10 protein-coding genes and 1 pseudogene are annotated in these 15,482 nt (G+C 62.9%); 8 read left to right on the plus strand and 3 right to left on the minus strand.

Annotated features, from left to right (window positions below):
* Positions 1-28: 28 nt before the first annotated feature.
* Complete coding sequence (locus tag U9J23_RS25390) at positions 29-1,102, minus strand: LLM class flavin-dependent oxidoreductase (RefSeq protein ID WP_145709439.1); 1,074 nt, start codon at positions 1,100-1,102, stop codon at positions 29-31.
* Positions 1,103-1,367: 265 nt separating this feature from the next.
* Here U9J23_RS25390 and U9J23_RS25395 point away from each other — a divergent pair, with 265 nt between their 5' ends.
* From U9J23_RS25395 to U9J23_RS25415, 5 genes are all read left to right on the plus strand, one after another.
* Entirely contained in the window at positions 1,368-2,108 is a 741-nt protein-coding gene (locus tag U9J23_RS25395) for a GntR family transcriptional regulator (RefSeq protein WP_120285066.1), read from the plus strand.
* Between the two features lie 371 nt (positions 2,109-2,479).
* Complete coding sequence (locus tag U9J23_RS25400) at positions 2,480-3,847, plus strand: MFS transporter (protein ID WP_272268899.1); 1,368 nt, start codon at positions 2,480-2,482, stop codon at positions 3,845-3,847.
* Position 3,848: 1 nt separating this feature from the next.
* Entirely contained in the window at positions 3,849-5,753 is a 1,905-nt protein-coding gene (locus tag U9J23_RS25405) for an FAD-dependent monooxygenase (RefSeq protein ID WP_272268869.1), read from the plus strand.
* Entirely contained in the window at positions 5,750-6,619 is an 870-nt protein-coding gene (locus U9J23_RS25410; protein ID WP_085471007.1) for an alpha/beta fold hydrolase, read from the plus strand. The genes U9J23_RS25405 and U9J23_RS25410 overlap by 4 nt, the downstream gene beginning before the upstream one ends.
* Positions 6,620-6,753: 134 nt before the next feature.
* Positions 6,754-7,710 carry a 3-carboxyethylcatechol 2,3-dioxygenase gene (locus tag U9J23_RS25415; RefSeq protein ID WP_088898913.1) on the plus strand — a complete coding sequence of 319 codons (957 nt, stop codon included), beginning with the start codon at positions 6,754-6,756 and terminating at the stop codon, positions 7,708-7,710.
* Between the two features lie 209 nt (positions 7,711-7,919).
* On the opposite strand, the gene U9J23_RS25420 is transcribed toward U9J23_RS25415, so the two are convergent.
* Both U9J23_RS25420 and U9J23_RS25425 read right to left on the minus strand, forming a co-directional pair.
* Positions 7,920-8,831, minus strand: coding sequence for a ParB/RepB/Spo0J family partition protein (locus U9J23_RS25420; protein WP_272268870.1), 912 nt, complete (start codon positions 8,829-8,831; stop codon positions 7,920-7,922).
* Positions 8,831-9,535 carry a ParA family protein gene (locus U9J23_RS25425; RefSeq protein WP_085471009.1) on the minus strand — a complete coding sequence of 235 codons (705 nt, stop codon included), beginning with the start codon at positions 9,533-9,535 and terminating at the stop codon, positions 8,831-8,833. The genes U9J23_RS25420 and U9J23_RS25425 overlap by 1 nt, the downstream gene beginning before the upstream one ends.
* A 1,286-nt stretch (positions 9,536-10,821) precedes the next feature.
* On the opposite strand from U9J23_RS25425, the pseudogene U9J23_RS25430 reads away from it, so the two are divergent.
* The 3 genes and pseudogenes from U9J23_RS25430 (at position 10,822) to U9J23_RS25440 (ending at position 15,468) form a co-directional block, all read left to right on the plus strand.
* Positions 10,822-11,921, plus strand: a pseudogene (locus tag U9J23_RS25430) (carbon-nitrogen hydrolase family protein).
* A gap of 355 nt (positions 11,922-12,276) precedes the next feature.
* A complete protein-coding gene (locus U9J23_RS25435) occupies positions 12,277-13,236 on the plus strand; it encodes a helix-turn-helix domain-containing protein (RefSeq protein WP_006553303.1) in 960 nt (319 codons plus the stop codon).
* Positions 13,237-14,883: 1,647 nt separating this feature from the next.
* A complete protein-coding gene (locus U9J23_RS25440; protein ID WP_326603160.1) occupies positions 14,884-15,468 on the plus strand; it encodes a TetR/AcrR family transcriptional regulator in 585 nt (194 codons plus the stop codon).
* Positions 15,469-15,482: the final 14 nt, after the last annotated feature.

The raw sequence follows: 15,482 nt of genomic DNA on the forward strand, positions 1-15,482 counted from the left end.
AGTATCTCCTGGGAAGAACGGGGAAGGATCAGGCGTGGGCGAGGATCGAATGCCCGATGTTGTCGATGTCGCGGGCGGCTGTGCGTGGGTTGGACAGGAAGACTTGAAGGATGTCGACGCCGGCCTCGCGCATCAGGGCTGTTTTTTCTCGTAGCTCGGCAGGAGAGCCGTACAGGCACCAGTAGTCGACGAGTTCCTTGGTGATGATCGGACGGTGCCGGGGGTCGAGGCCGCGCAGGTACTTCGCCCAGACGTCGAGGTAGTGCGGTTGGTCCGCGGATTTCGGGTCGCCGAGGTATTGCTGGGCGGCGGTGAGTGAGGCGTCGACGATCGAGTCGCCGAGTTCGTCGCGGTGTTGGTCCATCAGTCCGGCGTTGGTGATGCATGAGCTGATCGGTCCGGATCCGAAGCCGTTGGTGACGCCGTCTTCCCAGGTTTCTCCGTTGCCGAGTTGGTAGAACCAGGACAACGAGACGAGCTTGACAGAGCCTGGGGCTCGTCCGGCATCGGCGACGGCTTTGTCCAAGAGCCTACGAATCATCTGGATCATGTCGATGTTCGGTCCGAGGCAGTAGACGACGGCGTCGGCGTATTTGGCTGCTTCGGCAAGACCGCGGGGCCCGCCGGCAGCAACCCAGATCGGGATGTGGTCGGTGACGTTGTAGAAGCCACTTTCCTTGTCGAGAAACTCCACGTCCCGGGACTGTCCGAGCCAGGTGTGGTTGACCCGGCGGCCTGCCATCAGTTCACGGGAGACCTCGATGGCGTGGGACAGTTCGGAGATCTTCGCGGTGCGGTTGCCCATGGAACGCAGCGCGTTGTTGGCGGTACCGATACCGAGGAAGGTTCGGCCTGGCGCCAGGGCATTGAGAGTGGCCATGGAGTTCGCGGTGACGGGGGCGATGCGGGTCAATGGGTTGGTGACCATGGTGCCCAGGTGGATGCCGGTGGTCTGCTGCGAAGCCAGTGCGAGGAACTGGTACGGATCGGAGAACAGCAACGGGCCTTCGCCGACACCGAAGTGAGTGACCCCGAGGTCCTCGGCCTGCTTCACCATCGCGACCTGGTCGATCTTGGCGCAGGTGCCGATACAGAATTCCATAAGTTTTCTCCTTGCACGGGGCCCGGTGGTGTGCACTCGGCTCGTCCTACCCGTCGTAGCGGGGATGTGTCCGACGGCCTCACTGCGGGTGTGCATGCCTCCGGAGTGGATTCCGCGATCGGGGATGCTGCCTGCTGATCGCGAACTGGAATGCTAGCGTTCCAGACGAACGTAGCTCACAGTGACTCACACCACAAGTACTAGAATGCAAGTCGCTGCCTTCAACTCCCAGCACCACCCGATAACCGACGGAAAGCCTGAGCCGATGACCTCGACCGATCCCGGCCCTACGGCTAGCACCGAGGCTGCCGCCCTCCTTACGCACGTCCGCACGTCCGGGGCACGCCTGTCCTCCGCGCTCTACGACATCTTGAAGACCCGATTGCTCGAAGGCCGCTATACAGCTGGCGAGAAGATCGTCGTCGAGTCGATTCGGCAGGAATTCGGGGTGAGCAAACAGCCGGTCATGGATGCCCTGCGTCGCCTCTCGAGCGACAAACTGGTCTACATCGTCCCTCAGGTCGGATGCGAGGTCGTTTCCTACACCCCGCGTGAGGTCGAGGACTTCTTCACCCTGTTCGGTGGTTTCGAAGGAGCCATTGCTGCGGTGGCGGCCACGCGGCGAACCGAGGCGCAGGTGCGGGAACTAGATCTGATCTCTGCACGCGTCGATGCCTTGATCGCTTCCGACGACCCCGAGGTCCGCGCCCACGGATACCGAGTTCACAACAGGGAATTCCATGCCGCCATCCATGCGATGGCGCATTCACGGATCATGGAGGAGACCAGTCAGCGGATGTGGGATCTGTCGGATTTCCTGATCAACACCGCCGGCATCACCAACCCGCTCGCGAGTGCGTTACCCGACCGCCAGCACGACCATCACGAGATCGCTGAGGCGATCCGAAATCGCGATGCCGCTGCGGCGCGTGAGGCGATGGAGCGCCATATCGTCGGCACGATCGCGGTCATTCGCGACGAATCGAGTGCTCAGCCATCGCGCTGATGGGTGAGCCGCTCGCTGTAACGGGTTCTGTGCGACCGGACAGGCCTACAGGCTTCCGCCCCGCCTGCGGCGCTGTATCTTCAGGCAGCGCAGCATCACATTGATCGCCACAGAGCGATCCAGCCTCCTCCGACAGAGACTTGCGTCACCATTCGCGCTGGAGTAGCTTCGAAACTAGACGTCTAGCATTCCAGTTGCGCGGCCCGTTTCTGCAGCGGCCCTCTTCGACATCCCGACGAATCTCAGACGAAAGGCGCGGCCATGACCGCCTCGCACCCAGCATTGTTCGCAGTGCCAGCCTGCCCCGCCCCTCGCAGCGGGGGAACCACACCGTGACCACCGCGCCGATTTCCGCAACGAAGACCTCCCCGATGCGGGTGGCCCTGGCCAGCTTCGTAGGGACCACCGTCGAGTACTACGACTTCTTCATCTACGGCACCGCGGCCGCACTGGTCTTCCCCACCTTGTTCTTCCCCGATGTCTCACCTGCTATCGGAATCCTGTTGTCCTTCGCTACTTTCGGCGTCGGATTCCTCGCCCGACCCCTCGGAGGCATCGTCTTCGGCCACTTCGGTGACCGGGTCGGCCGCAAACAGATGCTCGTTATCTCTCTCGTCGGTATGGGTGCCGCCACAGTACTGATGGGACTGCTACCCGGTTACGCCCAGATCGGCATCGCCGCTCCGATCCTGCTCACCTTGCTGCGCCTGGTTCAAGGCTTCGCCGTAGGCGGCGAATGGGGTGGCGCCACCTTGATGGCAGTCGAGCATGCCCCCACCGCGAAGAAAGGATTCTTCGGCTCCTTCTCACAGATGGGTGCTCCCGCCGGGACGAGCATTGCAACCCTGGCGTTCTTCGCCGCTTCCCAGCTCCCGGACGAGCAGTTCCTCAGTTGGGGCTGGCGGCTACCGTTCCTGTTCAGCGCGCTCCTGATCGTGATCGGCCTGTTCATCCGCCTGTCTCTGGCCGAAAGCCCCGAATTCGCCGAGGTCAAAGCCAACAGTGCTGTAGTGCGGATGCCGATCGCCGTCGCATTCCGCAAGCACTGGAAAGAGATCTTCCTCGTTGCCGGCACCTACCTCTCCCAGGGAGTGTTCGCCTACATCTGCATCGCGTATCTCGTCTCCTACGGCACCACCGTCGCCGGGATCAGCCGCACCTTCGCCCTGGCCGGCGTGTTCGTCGCCGGCCTCGTCGCCGTCCTCCTCTACCCCATCTTCGGCGCCCTGTCGGACACCTTCGGCCGCAAGACCATGTACCTGCTCGGCGCCGTCACCATGGGGGTGGCGATCGGCCCGGCCTTCGCACTGATCAACACCGGAAACCCCTGGCTGTTCATGACCGCGCAGGTACTGGTCTTCGGTATCGCCATGGCTCCCGCCGCCGGAGTAACCGGATCGCTGTTCACCATGATCTTCGATGCGGATGTGCGCTACAGCGGCGTCTCGATCGGCTACACGATCTCCCAGGTCGCGGGCTCGGCGTTCGCCCCGACCATTGCGACCGCCCTGTACGCCTCCACCAACACCAGCAACTCGATCGTGCTCTACCTGTTCATCGTCTCGGCCATCTCGGTGGTCTCGGTGGTCCTGCTGCCCGGCGGCTGGGGACGCAAGGGCGCGACACGCCAACTGGATGCCGACCAGCGCACCTCGACACCGAACGCAACTGCCACCGCAGCTTTTTCGACTCCGCCCACCACCGACGCCGCACAGTCCCTGCGGACCCCGGACAAGTGAAGTGACCACCATGAACGACCACGACCCCACCTACGACACCGACATCATCATCGTCGGACTCGGTCCCGCCGGAGGCACAGCCGCTCTCGCCCTGGCCACCTACGGTGTGCGCGTCCACGCCGTCTCGATGTTCCCCTGGGTGGCGAACTCACCCCGCGCGCACATCACCAACCAACGCGCCGTAGAAGTGCTCCGCGACCTGGGCGTCGAAGACGAAGCCCGCACATACGCCACTCCGTGGGACCAGATGGGCGACACCCTGTTCACCACCAGTCTGGCCGGTGAAGAAATCGTCCGGATGCAAACATGGGGCACCGGCGCCCGGTACGGCGACTATCTCGCCGGCAGCCCGTGCGCGATGCTCGACATCCCTCAGCCCCTGATGGAACCGGTACTGATCAAGAACGCGGCCGAACGCGGTGCGTTGATCAGTTTCAACACCGAATACCTCGATCACAGCCAGGACGAGGACGGTGTCACGGTGAGATTCCGGGATGTGCGCTCGGGCACCGAGTTCACCCAGCGAGCGCGCTTCCTGCTCGGCTTCGACGGTGCCCGCTCGAAGATCGCCGAACAGATCGGACTGCCCTTCGAAGGCGAGCTCGCCCGTGCCGGCACCGCCTACATCCTGTTCAACGCGGATCTGAGCAAGTACGTCGCTCACCGGCCGAGCATTCTGCATTGGATCTTCAACTCCAAGGCCGGTTTCGGTGAGATCGGCATGGGTCTGCTGCGGGCGATCAGACCTTGGGGCCAGTGGATCGCCGGATGGGGCTTCGACATGTCCCAAGGTGAACCCGACATATCCGATGACGTTGTGCTCGAACAGATCCGTACCCTTGTCGGCGACCCTGAGCTGACCATCGACATCGTGTCGCGCTCGTTCTGGTACGTCAATCAGCAGTGGGCCGAGCATTATCAATCCGGCCGGGTGTTCTGTGGCGGCGACGCCGTACACCGGCATCCGCCGAGCAGCGGCCTGGGCTCGAACACCTCCATGCAGGACGCATTCAACCTTGCCTGGAAGATCGCCTACGCCGTCAAGGGATACGCGGGACCGGGACTGCTCGAGTCCTACTCCCCCGAGCGGGTCCCGGTCGGCAGGCAGATCGTCGCGCGCGCCAACCAGTCCCGCAAGGATTACGCCGGTCTGCGCGAGTGGTTCGATCCCACCAGCGACGACCCGGTCATCGCCGGCCTGGCGAAACTCAAAGCTCCCTCCTCCGAAGGCGCGGCACTGCGTGAGCGCCTATACGAGGCACTCGAGGTCAAGAACACCGAGTTCAATGCCCACGGCGTCGAACTCAACCAGCGTTACACCTCGTCTGCGGTGGTCCCCGACCTTGAAGCCGGTGAGGAGGTATGGGGACGCGACCGGGAACTGTACCTGCAGGCCACCACTCGTCCTGGCGCGAAGCTGCCACACGCCTGGTTGGTCGGCCCGGACGGTACCCGGGTCTCGACCCTCGATGTCACCGGCAAGGGACAGATGACCCTGCTCACCGGCATCGGCGGCCAGGCATGGAAACGTGCCTCTGCCACATTGGACCTACCGTTCCTGCGCACCGTAGTCATCGGTGAAGCGGGCATCAACGACTCGTACGGGTACTGGCGGCAGATCCGTGAAATCCATGAGGCCGGGGCTCTTCTCGTGCGCCCCGACGGCTACGTCGCCTGGCGGTACAGCGCTGCGGTATGGGACGACAGCGAAGCACTCACCCACCTCGAGAACGCGCTCAGCATCGTCCTCGACCGTGCCCCGCATGAGACCCCAACCGCCGGGAACGGCGGTACGCCCCAGTACAGCACCCACGCCGTACCGATCGTCGTCCCGCACGTCACCGCCGACGACGCAACACCAGCCTCCACAGCCAGCATCACACCAATCGAGGGAGCACACGCATGACCCGCCCGTACACCAGCGTCTGGGACGATCTGAACCAGGTCGAGTTCAGCCAGGGGTTCATCCAGGCCGGCCCATACCGCACCCGCTATCTGCACGCCGGGGACGACTCCAAGCCCACACTCATTCTCCTACATGGCATCACCGGCCACGCCGAAGCATATGTCCGCAATCTGCGTTCACACGCCGAGCATTTCAATGTGTGGGCCATCGACTTCATCGGCCACGGCTATTCCGCCAAACCCGATCACCCGCTCGAGATCAAGCACTACATCGACCACGTGCTGCACCTCATGGATGCCATCGGCGTCGAGAAGGCATCCTTCTCAGGCGAGTCGCTGGGCGGATGGGTCACCGCCCAGTTCGCTCACGACCACCCGGACAAAGTCGAGAGGATCGTGCTCAACACCATGGGCGGCACCATGGCCAACCCACAGGTAATGGAACGGCTCTACACCCTGTCGATGGAAGCCGCCAAAGACCCGAGCTGGGAACGCGTCAAAGCACGCCTCGAATGGCTCATGGCCGACCCGAACATGGTCACCGACGACCTCATCCGCACCCGCCAGGCCATCTTCCAACAACCGGACTGGCTCAAGGCATGCGAAATGAACATGGCCTTGCAGGACCTCGAAACCCGCAAACGGAACATGATCACCGATGCCACCCTCCACGGCATCACCGTGCCAACGATGGTTCTGTGGACTACCAAAGATCCCTCCGGTCCGGTCGACGAAGCAGAGCGCATCGCCTCCCACATCCCTGGCGCCAAGCTGGCGGTCATGGAGAACTGCGGACACTGGCCCCAGTACGAAGACCCCGACACCTTCAACAAACTGCACCTAGATTTTCTCCTCGATCGCAGTTGACAGATGCAGTCGGTGCCGCCCTCCCCTGAACCCCCTGGCGGCACCGGCAGGACCCACCCATCCGACGAACCTCATCCGCTCTCGCTCGAACCATCCGGGCAGAGGCCGTGAAGTACCAGCAAGGAGACTCCGCGATGCCTGTGGCGCTGTGCGCGATGTCGCACTCCCCCCTGATGGGACGCAACGACCCCGATCAAGAAGTCATCGACGCCGTCGACGCCGCCTTCGACCACGCGCGCCGGTTCATCGCCGATTTCGCCCCAGATCTGATCGTCATCTTCGCCCCCGACCACTACAACGGGGTCTTCTACGACCTGTTGCCACCGTTCTGCATCGGAGCCGCTGCGCAGTCCGTCGGCGACTACGGCACCGAAGCTGGCCCCCTCGACGTCGACCGCGACGCCGCTCACACTATTACGCGCGAAGTACTCGACAGCGGCATCGACGCGGCGTTCTCCGAACGCATGCACGTCGACCACGGTTTCGCCCAGGCACTACAACTACTCGTCGGATCTATCACCGCAGTACCGACTGTGCCGATCTTCATCAACTCCGTCGCAGAACCCCTCGGCCCCATCAGCCGAGTTCGGCTGCTCGGCGAAGCTGTCGGACGAGCAGCCAACAAACTGGGCAGACGCGTCCTGTTCGTCGGATCCGGAGGACTCTCCCACGACCCACCGATTCCGCAGTTCACCACCTCGCCTGAGCAGGTGCGCGAACGGTTGATCGACGGCCGCAATCCGAGCGACGCCGAACGCGAAGTCCGCGAACGACGCGTCATCGCCGCCGGGCGAGATTTCGCTGCCGGTACCGCCACCATTCAGCCGTTGAACCCCCACTGGGACCAGCATCTTCTCGAAATTCTGGCATCCGGCGAACTTGAACAAATCGACACGTGGACCAATGACTGGTTCGTCGAGCAGGCCGGCCACTCGTCCCATGAGGTGCGCACCTGGATCGCCGCCTACGCCGCGCTCCACGCAAACGGCCCCTACCAGGTCACGTCGAGCTTCTACCGCGAAATACCTGAGTGGATAGCAGGATTCGGAATCACGACAGCCCTCACTCGATCCTCGAACCACGTGAAGTGACCGGCAGCTGCACCCCCAGAAAAGGTCTGTCGTCTTCGACAAGTCCAACTGAGCGCGACCATAACCGCACCGCCGCGGTTATCAAGCAGTGCACTACTACAGGCCCACTAGTCACTCTTCCAAGCCGGGCCCATATTCCAAGTACATCACTACGCAAGGTTGAGCAGTGGAAACCACTGTGAAGCAACGCTATCGGATTTGGATCGCGGTTACCGGAGCTCGAGTGCATCGATGAGCTTGCGGCGCTCGTCGTCAGTGAAGTGCTTCCGCACCGCCGCGGCCAGCACATCCGGATTCGCTCCCAGGCGCTTGAGTGCCTGAGCCACCTTGTCCACCGGCTCGAGCTTGCTCGCAGGCTCTTTCGGCTGCGGCGCGTCGGGCTCGGCAGCCTCTTCCTTTGCGGGTTCCGGATCGGGGTTCTGGGCTGCTTCCCACGCCGCGACCTGTTCCTCGAGCGGAACCCGGGCCAGCGAGCGAGCCTGGCGCACAGCGAGATCACCTGCCCGCAGCGCTGCTTGCAACTCGGGGGCGAGTTTGAGCAGAGCACGACGCTGCGACACCCAGCCCTTGGAGCGGCCGAGTTTCTTCGCCGCCGCATCTGCGCTCCCGAACTCGGAGACCATCAACTCCACAGCCTTGGCTTCTTCGAGCACATCGAAGTCGCGGCGGTCGATGTTCTCACTCGTTGCCGCCCACAGGATTTCGCCCTTGTCGACGGCGATGCTGTCGCGCAGCACCACATCGAGGCCGGGGCGGCCGTACTTCTGGGCAGCGGCGAGCCGGCGGTTGCCGTTGACGACGATGTACTGCGCTGCACCGAGGTCGTCTTCGTCTTCGGGCCACAGTTTCAGCCACGCGGTGCGGCTGACCACGGTGCCCGGTTGCAGCTGCCGGTCGGCGATCGTGGCCAGATCCGACAGGTCCCCGAGTTCGTCACGCGGGTTGCGGGGGTTGGCGATGAGCTGATCGACCGGAACATCGGCGAGCAGTTGACCTTCGAGCGGCTCGATCGTCGTCTTCGTCTTCGTGGGTGTGGGGGTGCGCTTGCGGTCGACCGGAGAATTGTCGCCGACTGCTCCGACGAGGGAGGCGAAGTTCGCGCGCCCACCCTTGGGCGGCATCAGCGACCACCGTCCGCGAGCTCGAGGCTGAGCTTGTAGAAATCCTCCCGTGCCTGCAACGAGACGCGGTTGGCTTCGTACTCGGTGACCACGCGGCCTTCGGCGGCGGCACGGGTGTGGACCTTGTAGTGCCGCACCACGGTTCGGGCCAGCGGCCAGCCGTTGGCCTGGACGAACTCGCGGGTCTGCTCGAGGTCCACCTTGCCGTCGCGGGGATCCCAATTGTTCACCACGACAATGAATTTCTTGCCGAGAGGTTCGATCACCTGCTTGATGGTGCGCGCGGTGGGATCGAAGCACAACGGTTCAGGTTCGATCGGAACGATGACCAGATCGGCGACTTCGAGCACCGCGCGCAGGGCGTCGGCGGAACTGCCGGTGCCGAGAACATCGGTGCCGTCGTCGGCGCCGGACAGGTCGATCCAGCCGGGGGTGTCGACGTAGACGTGCTTGATGCCGGGCAACTTGTCGAGATTACGTAGCACGTCGAGGTTGTCGTGGACCTGGTCGATCAGAAACGGCAACTCCTCGACGCGTGAGGCCCACCAGACTGCGGAGCCCTGCGGGTCGACGGAGATCGCGGCGACCGGGGACTGAACATCGTCATCGGCGCCGGCGGTCACGGCGGTGAGGACATCCGCTTTGACAGCGGCAAGGTTCATAGTGAGCGTCGATTTTCCGACACCACCTTTTTGGTTGAGCATGACATGAACAGCCACAGGTTACCTCCGTATGCTTCACCCCAGGGTGGGGCTACTTCGGACTCGCGTCGTCATCTCTTGACGGAGATGATGATTGCGCCTGCACCACGGTAATCTCCGCGAGACGCGCAACACGTACGATAGACCCTTACAGGTCTACCGAACAAGCTTTCGCCGAATCATCTCAGATGCCTTGCGTTCTCACCCTCACGTGAGAGCGCCGACCGAGTCGACGCCACCTCCAGCGCCACCGAACACCTTCTCTTCAAAGACATTCTGCACCAAGTGAATACATGGTAACTATCTCAATCCTGCTATCTCCCTGACACTGTCGATGCGGAAACGGTCCCACACGGCTCCGCAAACATACGGGTTCCCTATACCGCGCCGAACTCGGCCCGATCGGTGGCGTGCCAGGGTTCAAGAATGCAGATTGACGAGATGATGCGGGCAAGCCCTGACGGTCGAGCGCTGATCGCGCTACTTTGAACCGCCCATCACTTTCGTCACTGTGACAGCGAACCGGCGACCAAGTCACACGACTCGGCAACCCACCGCGCTACTGAGGACCGCCATGAACCCCACTGCGGTTTACCGCGGTAAACCAGAGATCACCTCGAACCGTCGGCAGGGACGCATTGCCACGATCAGAATTCACGGGTGCACCCAAGGCCGCACCGCTAGCTACCGAGATCCCGTTGGCCGAGAACCCCAGCGCCGAAGGCTTATCCACACCCTCAGACACGCGGGAGCAGCGGAACCCGAACTTCCACCCCGAATCGAATTATTACTTTTGCAAAGCACCTACATCGCCTACAGTCGACCACATGACCTGACCGTCTCGGAAGTCGCTGTCCAACAAGTAATGTGGTGCATCGACAGCATGCTACCACCGACTTCGCGGAGTGCAATCACGCCCTTACTCTCACAGAGAGCACGTAATTGCGGCGTGGACACATTCCTGCCGAACGACTACCACAAACCCATCGATCCCCCGCTACTCGACGATCGAACCAGCAACGGGGACGCACAGCCGACGTAGACCTCGACCTATCCGCCGTTCCGCAGAAGGACACCGACCACCACCACTTCAACATCTTTCAACGTGCCCGGCCAGTCCTTCGACGAATCGAAACGGCGAAGAGCCGCCTCGGACCCCCGGCCGAACCGCTCGATGAACTCCCCTACACGGGTGGCGCAGAATGCCAGGACCCGTGTCATTCCACGTCAATTCATGCGCCTTTTCACCTCGTACTGTCCTGCCAAACACAAGCAACGGAGGTACGGACATGGTCGAATACACAAACACATTCAAAGTTGCTGCGGTGCAGGCACAGCCTGTGTGGTTCGACGCGGCCAAAACGGTCGACAAGACCGTGTCCATCATCGCGGAAGCAGCCCGGAACGGGTGCGAGCTCGTTGCGTTTCCCGAGGTATTCATCCCGGGGTACCCGTACCACATCTGGGTCGACAGCCCGCTCGCCGGAATGGCGAAGTTCGCCGTGCGCTACCACGAGAATTCCCTGACGATGGACAGCCCGCACGTACAGCGGTTGCTCGATGCGCCCGCGACCACAACATCGCCGTAGTGGTGGGAATCAGCGAGCGGGATGGCGGCAGCTTGTACATGACCCAGCTCATCATCGACGCCGATGGGCAACTGGTCGCCCGACGCCGCAAGCTCAAGCCCACCCACGTCGAGCGTTCGGTATACGGAGAAGGAAACGGCTCGGATATCTCCGTGTACGACATGCCTTTCGCACGGCTTGGCGCGCTCAACTGCTGGGAGCATTTCCAGACGCTCACCAAGTACGCAATGTACTCGATGCACGAGCAGGTGCACGTCGCGAGCTGGCCTGGCATGTCGCTGTACCAGCCGGAGGTCCCCGCCTTCGGTGTCGATGCCCAGCTCACGGCCACGCGTATGTACGCACTCGAGGGACAAACCTTCGTGGTCTGCACCACCCAGGTGGTCACACCGGAGGCCCACGAGTTCTTCTGCGAGAACGAGGAACAGCGAAAGTTGATCGGCCGAGGCGGAGGTTTCGCGCGCATCATCGGGCCCGACGGCCGCGATCTCGCAACTCCTCTCGCCGAAGATGAGGAGGGGATCCTCTACGCCGACATCGATCTGTCTGCGATCACCTTGGCGAAGCAGGCCGCTGACCCCGTGGGCCACTACTCACGGCCGGATGTGCTGTCGCTGAACTTCAACCAGCGCCGCACCACGCCCGTCAACACCCCACTTTCCACCATCCATGCCACGCACACGTTCGTGCCGCAGTTCGGGGCACTCGACGGCGTCCGTGAGCTCAACGGAGCGCACGAACAGCGCGCATTGCCCTCCACACATTCCGACGAGACGGACCGGGCGACAGCCACCCTCTGACTCGGGCGCACCCGTGGCGCCTCCGAAGCGCCACGGGTGCGTGAAGGGGCGAGACAGGGGAATCGGAGGATCACCGAGTACAACGCATCGTCGATCGCAGCGAGTCAGCCCGCCCGTAACCCCCGATAGGTCCACCCCACGTATCCCCGCCGGTCACGCCTTCTCGACATGGGGTAATCGAGGTCGTCGTGGCCTGTATCGACATCCAGAGTCCCTGAGCTGAAGGCGCCCACCACCCTATGTCGCGATGACCTTCTCGCCGCACCGCAGAGAGCCGACATCGAGACCGAGCCCGGCATCGCGATTACGGCTACCCTGAAAAGAACAATGAACGGGGTTAGCACCAGGTAGGTCGATGAACACTTTCTTCTCCTCTGACCAGGTCTCGGCACCCGATCGCGTCGCGCTCTGGCACGATGTCATCTGCCGCAGCTATGTCCCGCTCAACATCACCCTCACGAGCGAGCAACCCTTCATCGGTACGGTCTCGACGGGCAACTTGGGCACGGTACGTATCGCGACGTCCTCGTCACTGCCCCAGCAGATCACCCGCACTCGTCGCTTGATCAGCCAGGACGAGCGTGAGTACCTCATGGTTGGGGTGCAGTCCGCCGGCCATGCACTCGTGCAGCAGCACGGCAGAACTGCACGAGTCGGTCGCGGTGGACTGGTTTTCTGGGACACTCGCCATCCCTACGACATCCTGTTCCCGACAGACTGGAGAATGAGCGTATTCCAGTTCCCGCGATACTCTTTCGGCTTCACCGAAGATTTCATCGGCAGGATGACCGCGGTGAATGTCGGGGGCGATCGCGGTATCGGACGAGTGGTTTCATCCTTCATGACAAGCATCAACGATGCGACCGATGCAGGAGACTTGGCGGAGGTAGCTTCACTCCACAACAGTGCTGTCGATCTTTTGTCAGCGGCGATACGGACCGAGCTTGCCGATCAAGCCGCCGCCTCCGACGGCCTACTCGAGTGCGTGCTTGCGTATATCCGACAGAACCTGGCCGACCCGAACCTGTGTGCCTCACAGATCGCGGCGGAGCACAACGTCTCTGTGCGGACCCTCCACCGACTGTTCTCGGCCACGGGACAGGGCGTGGCCGAACACATCCGTACCCTCCGACTCGAGCGCATCAAGACTGAGCTGGCAGACCCAACGAGTCGGCGATATACGATCAGCGCGTTGGCGAGAAAATGGGGGTTCCTCGATCCCTCAACGTTTTCACGCGCGTTCAAAGACGCCTACGGCATCACTGCCCGAGAGTGGGCGGCTTCTGCATCAGCACCACCGACGGAGGCTTCGTAGAAAGAGCCCGGTATCCGGCCTGCCCTTGTTCGCTTGCACACCGTTCGGTCCGTCACTTCCGATGAAGCCGGAGCCGGCAGGTTGGCTTCCTTCCGCAATTCGATCGCTCGGGGATTGTCCGGGGGCACCGCTGGTGACCTCCAGGACCATTCCGGCCTGGTGTCCGCGAGCGGTATGCACCTGCCCAGATGCATCCGGGCCGCGATGCCAGTGCTCGGCAGGACCCACCGGCGACGACGGCCAGCGTGACCCCTGGACCGGTCGGTCGAATTCGCGCCTGCCGACCGAGAGTCGGGACCCGGTGTGCCGCCGCAACGCTCCCAGCCGGTGACCGGATCGGCGGACGAGCACGCTAGGTGTCCATCGTCCTGTCCGTACATCAGCCACACCGAGTGTTCGCGTGCCGGTGCGTAACCAGTCCCCCGGCTGGGTCAAGAGCCTTGCGATTCGCCGAGCCGGCCCTCCATCGGTGAAGCCGATCCGATCGGTGAAGTGCTGACCACCGGATGAGTAGCACCCGTTCCGACAGGTGTCAGCGCGGGGTCGCCGCGGTACTCGAGCCGAGCGGGAACATCGCACGTGCGTCGAGCACGGGGACCGGGGCCACCGTCGCCGCTGTGATCGCAGCCGTGGTCTCGGTGGTATCGAACGGCTATGGAGCCGACCTCGCGTCGTCTCCGCTGCGTACCGATGCTGACAGCTGCCGGCATATATCCGCAGATGTCGCTGCGGGCGTTCGGTGGACAGGCGCTGCGAGCAGCAGTGCAGCGCACTGTAGTCAGTGGCTCGACGGCGATCTCGTCCACCGCCAGAACGTGGTGCCGGCTGTCACCGACGTCGGAGTCCTACCGGAATCGATCACCCGGTTCGGTCACCAGCTGACCGAACCGGACCACCCCTTCGACCACACCACCCTTCCCTCCCTCAGGTCGAACAGAGTGACGACACAGAACGACCGAGGATCGCCCGGAAGGAGACGGCACGGACGGCTGCCGAGCCACCCCATTGCCGACCGGACCGCACCGTGCACCCAGCTGAGGGTCACATCAACGGGAAAGTTCGAGCCGCCTACACACCGGGGCTTGGCGCCGAGCAGGTGGACTCGGATCCGGAAGCCGCGAGCAGGCGCTGGTGCATCTCCGACGACCGGATCGGAGTGTGCAGCCCGCAGCGTCGGGCCGTGCCATGACGCCGTCGGTCACCAGCGCCTGCAGCATGTCCTGCTACTGCGGCGGGCAGCGAGAAAATCGCCTGTTCAGCATGCCGTCGGGCATCGCTGAGGTTGCCATGAGCATCATGTGAACCATCGATGGTGGGTGCATCCGTGTGGACGCAGAGCGCGAGTGGTCGACGGTGCACGAGCTTGTCGACTGTGGGGCCGTTCTCACCTCGGCCGACCGAGTACACCGGGTCTCGTTCAGACGCCGGATCCACGCGCTCGGTCGCTCGGTATCGGCGACGGCTGGGACGCAGGCCTGATGCCGGTACCACTCAGAACAACCCCGACAGTGGGTCCGGCAAGCTGGAACCGTTGACGCCCCTCATAGAAGAGAACTACAGTTAAGGAAACTGAACGCTGTTATGGAAAATGACATGTCGATCAATGCTCAGAACACGGTCCGCGAATCCGGGTCACGGCGCGGTGCCGTGCGGGAGTTCAAGAAAGGACTGATACGCGATGCCGCGAAGCGCATCTTCGCCGAACGCGGCATCGACGCCGCCTCGATGCGCGAGATCGCCCAGGCCGCGGGCTACACAACGGGAGCCATCTACACCTACTTCGACACCAAGGAAGAGCTCTACGCCGAAGTGCTGCGAGACTCCCTGCACGCCCTGCAGTCCGAAGTGGCCACCACCGTCGAAACCTCACCCGACAGGCCGGCATCGGCCGCGGCACTGCACGGCTTGTGGTCCTTCTACGACACCCATCCCGCCGACTTCGAACTCGGCTTCTACCTGTACGGCGGAGTCCGCCCTGCAGGCCTCAACAAGAAGCTCGACGAGGAACTGAACACCCTGTTCGACCAAGTGATGACGTTGATTGCGAATGGTCTGATCACCGACGGACTGGCAACCGAGCAGACTGCACACCACCTCGCGGTGGTCCATGCCACCTGGGTCTTCGGATTGCTCCTGATGACAAAAACCGGTCGCGTGAAATCGGTCCGCGACGACGCCGAAGCCATGCTCGACAGCTACCTGAAGATGGTGGCTACGCACCAAAGGCTATGACCTGAAACAGAATC

The sequence above is a fragment of the Rhodococcus sp. PD04 genome, assembly GCF_035918275.1.
Lineage (GTDB): Bacteria > Actinomycetota > Actinomycetes > Mycobacteriales > Mycobacteriaceae > Rhodococcus > Rhodococcus rhodochrous.

What these genes read in the sequence shown, in the direction of transcription:
- U9J23_RS25390 (WP_145709439.1), bottom strand. Translation starts at nt 1,102, where the DNA reads ATGGAATTCTGTATCGGCACCTGCGCCAAGATCGACCAGGTCGCGATG.
- U9J23_RS25395 (WP_120285066.1), top strand. Translation starts at nt 1,368, where the DNA reads ATGACCTCGACCGATCCCGGCCCTACGGCTAGCACCGAGGCTGCCGCC.
- U9J23_RS25400 (WP_272268899.1), top strand. Translation starts at nt 2,480, where the DNA reads ATGCGGGTGGCCCTGGCCAGCTTCGTAGGGACCACCGTCGAGTACTAC.
- U9J23_RS25410 (WP_085471007.1), top strand. Translation starts at nt 5,750, where the DNA reads ATGACCCGCCCGTACACCAGCGTCTGGGACGATCTGAACCAGGTCGAG.
- U9J23_RS25415 (WP_088898913.1), top strand. Translation starts at nt 6,754, where the DNA reads ATGCCTGTGGCGCTGTGCGCGATGTCGCACTCCCCCCTGATGGGACGC.
- U9J23_RS25420 (WP_272268870.1), bottom strand. Translation starts at nt 8,831, where the DNA reads ATGCCGCCCAAGGGTGGGCGCGCGAACTTCGCCTCCCTCGTCGGAGCA.
- U9J23_RS25425 (WP_085471009.1), bottom strand. Translation starts at nt 9,535, where the DNA reads ATGCTCAACCAAAAAGGTGGTGTCGGAAAATCGACGCTCACTATGAAC.
- U9J23_RS25435 (WP_006553303.1), top strand. Translation starts at nt 12,277, where the DNA reads ATGAACACTTTCTTCTCCTCTGACCAGGTCTCGGCACCCGATCGCGTC.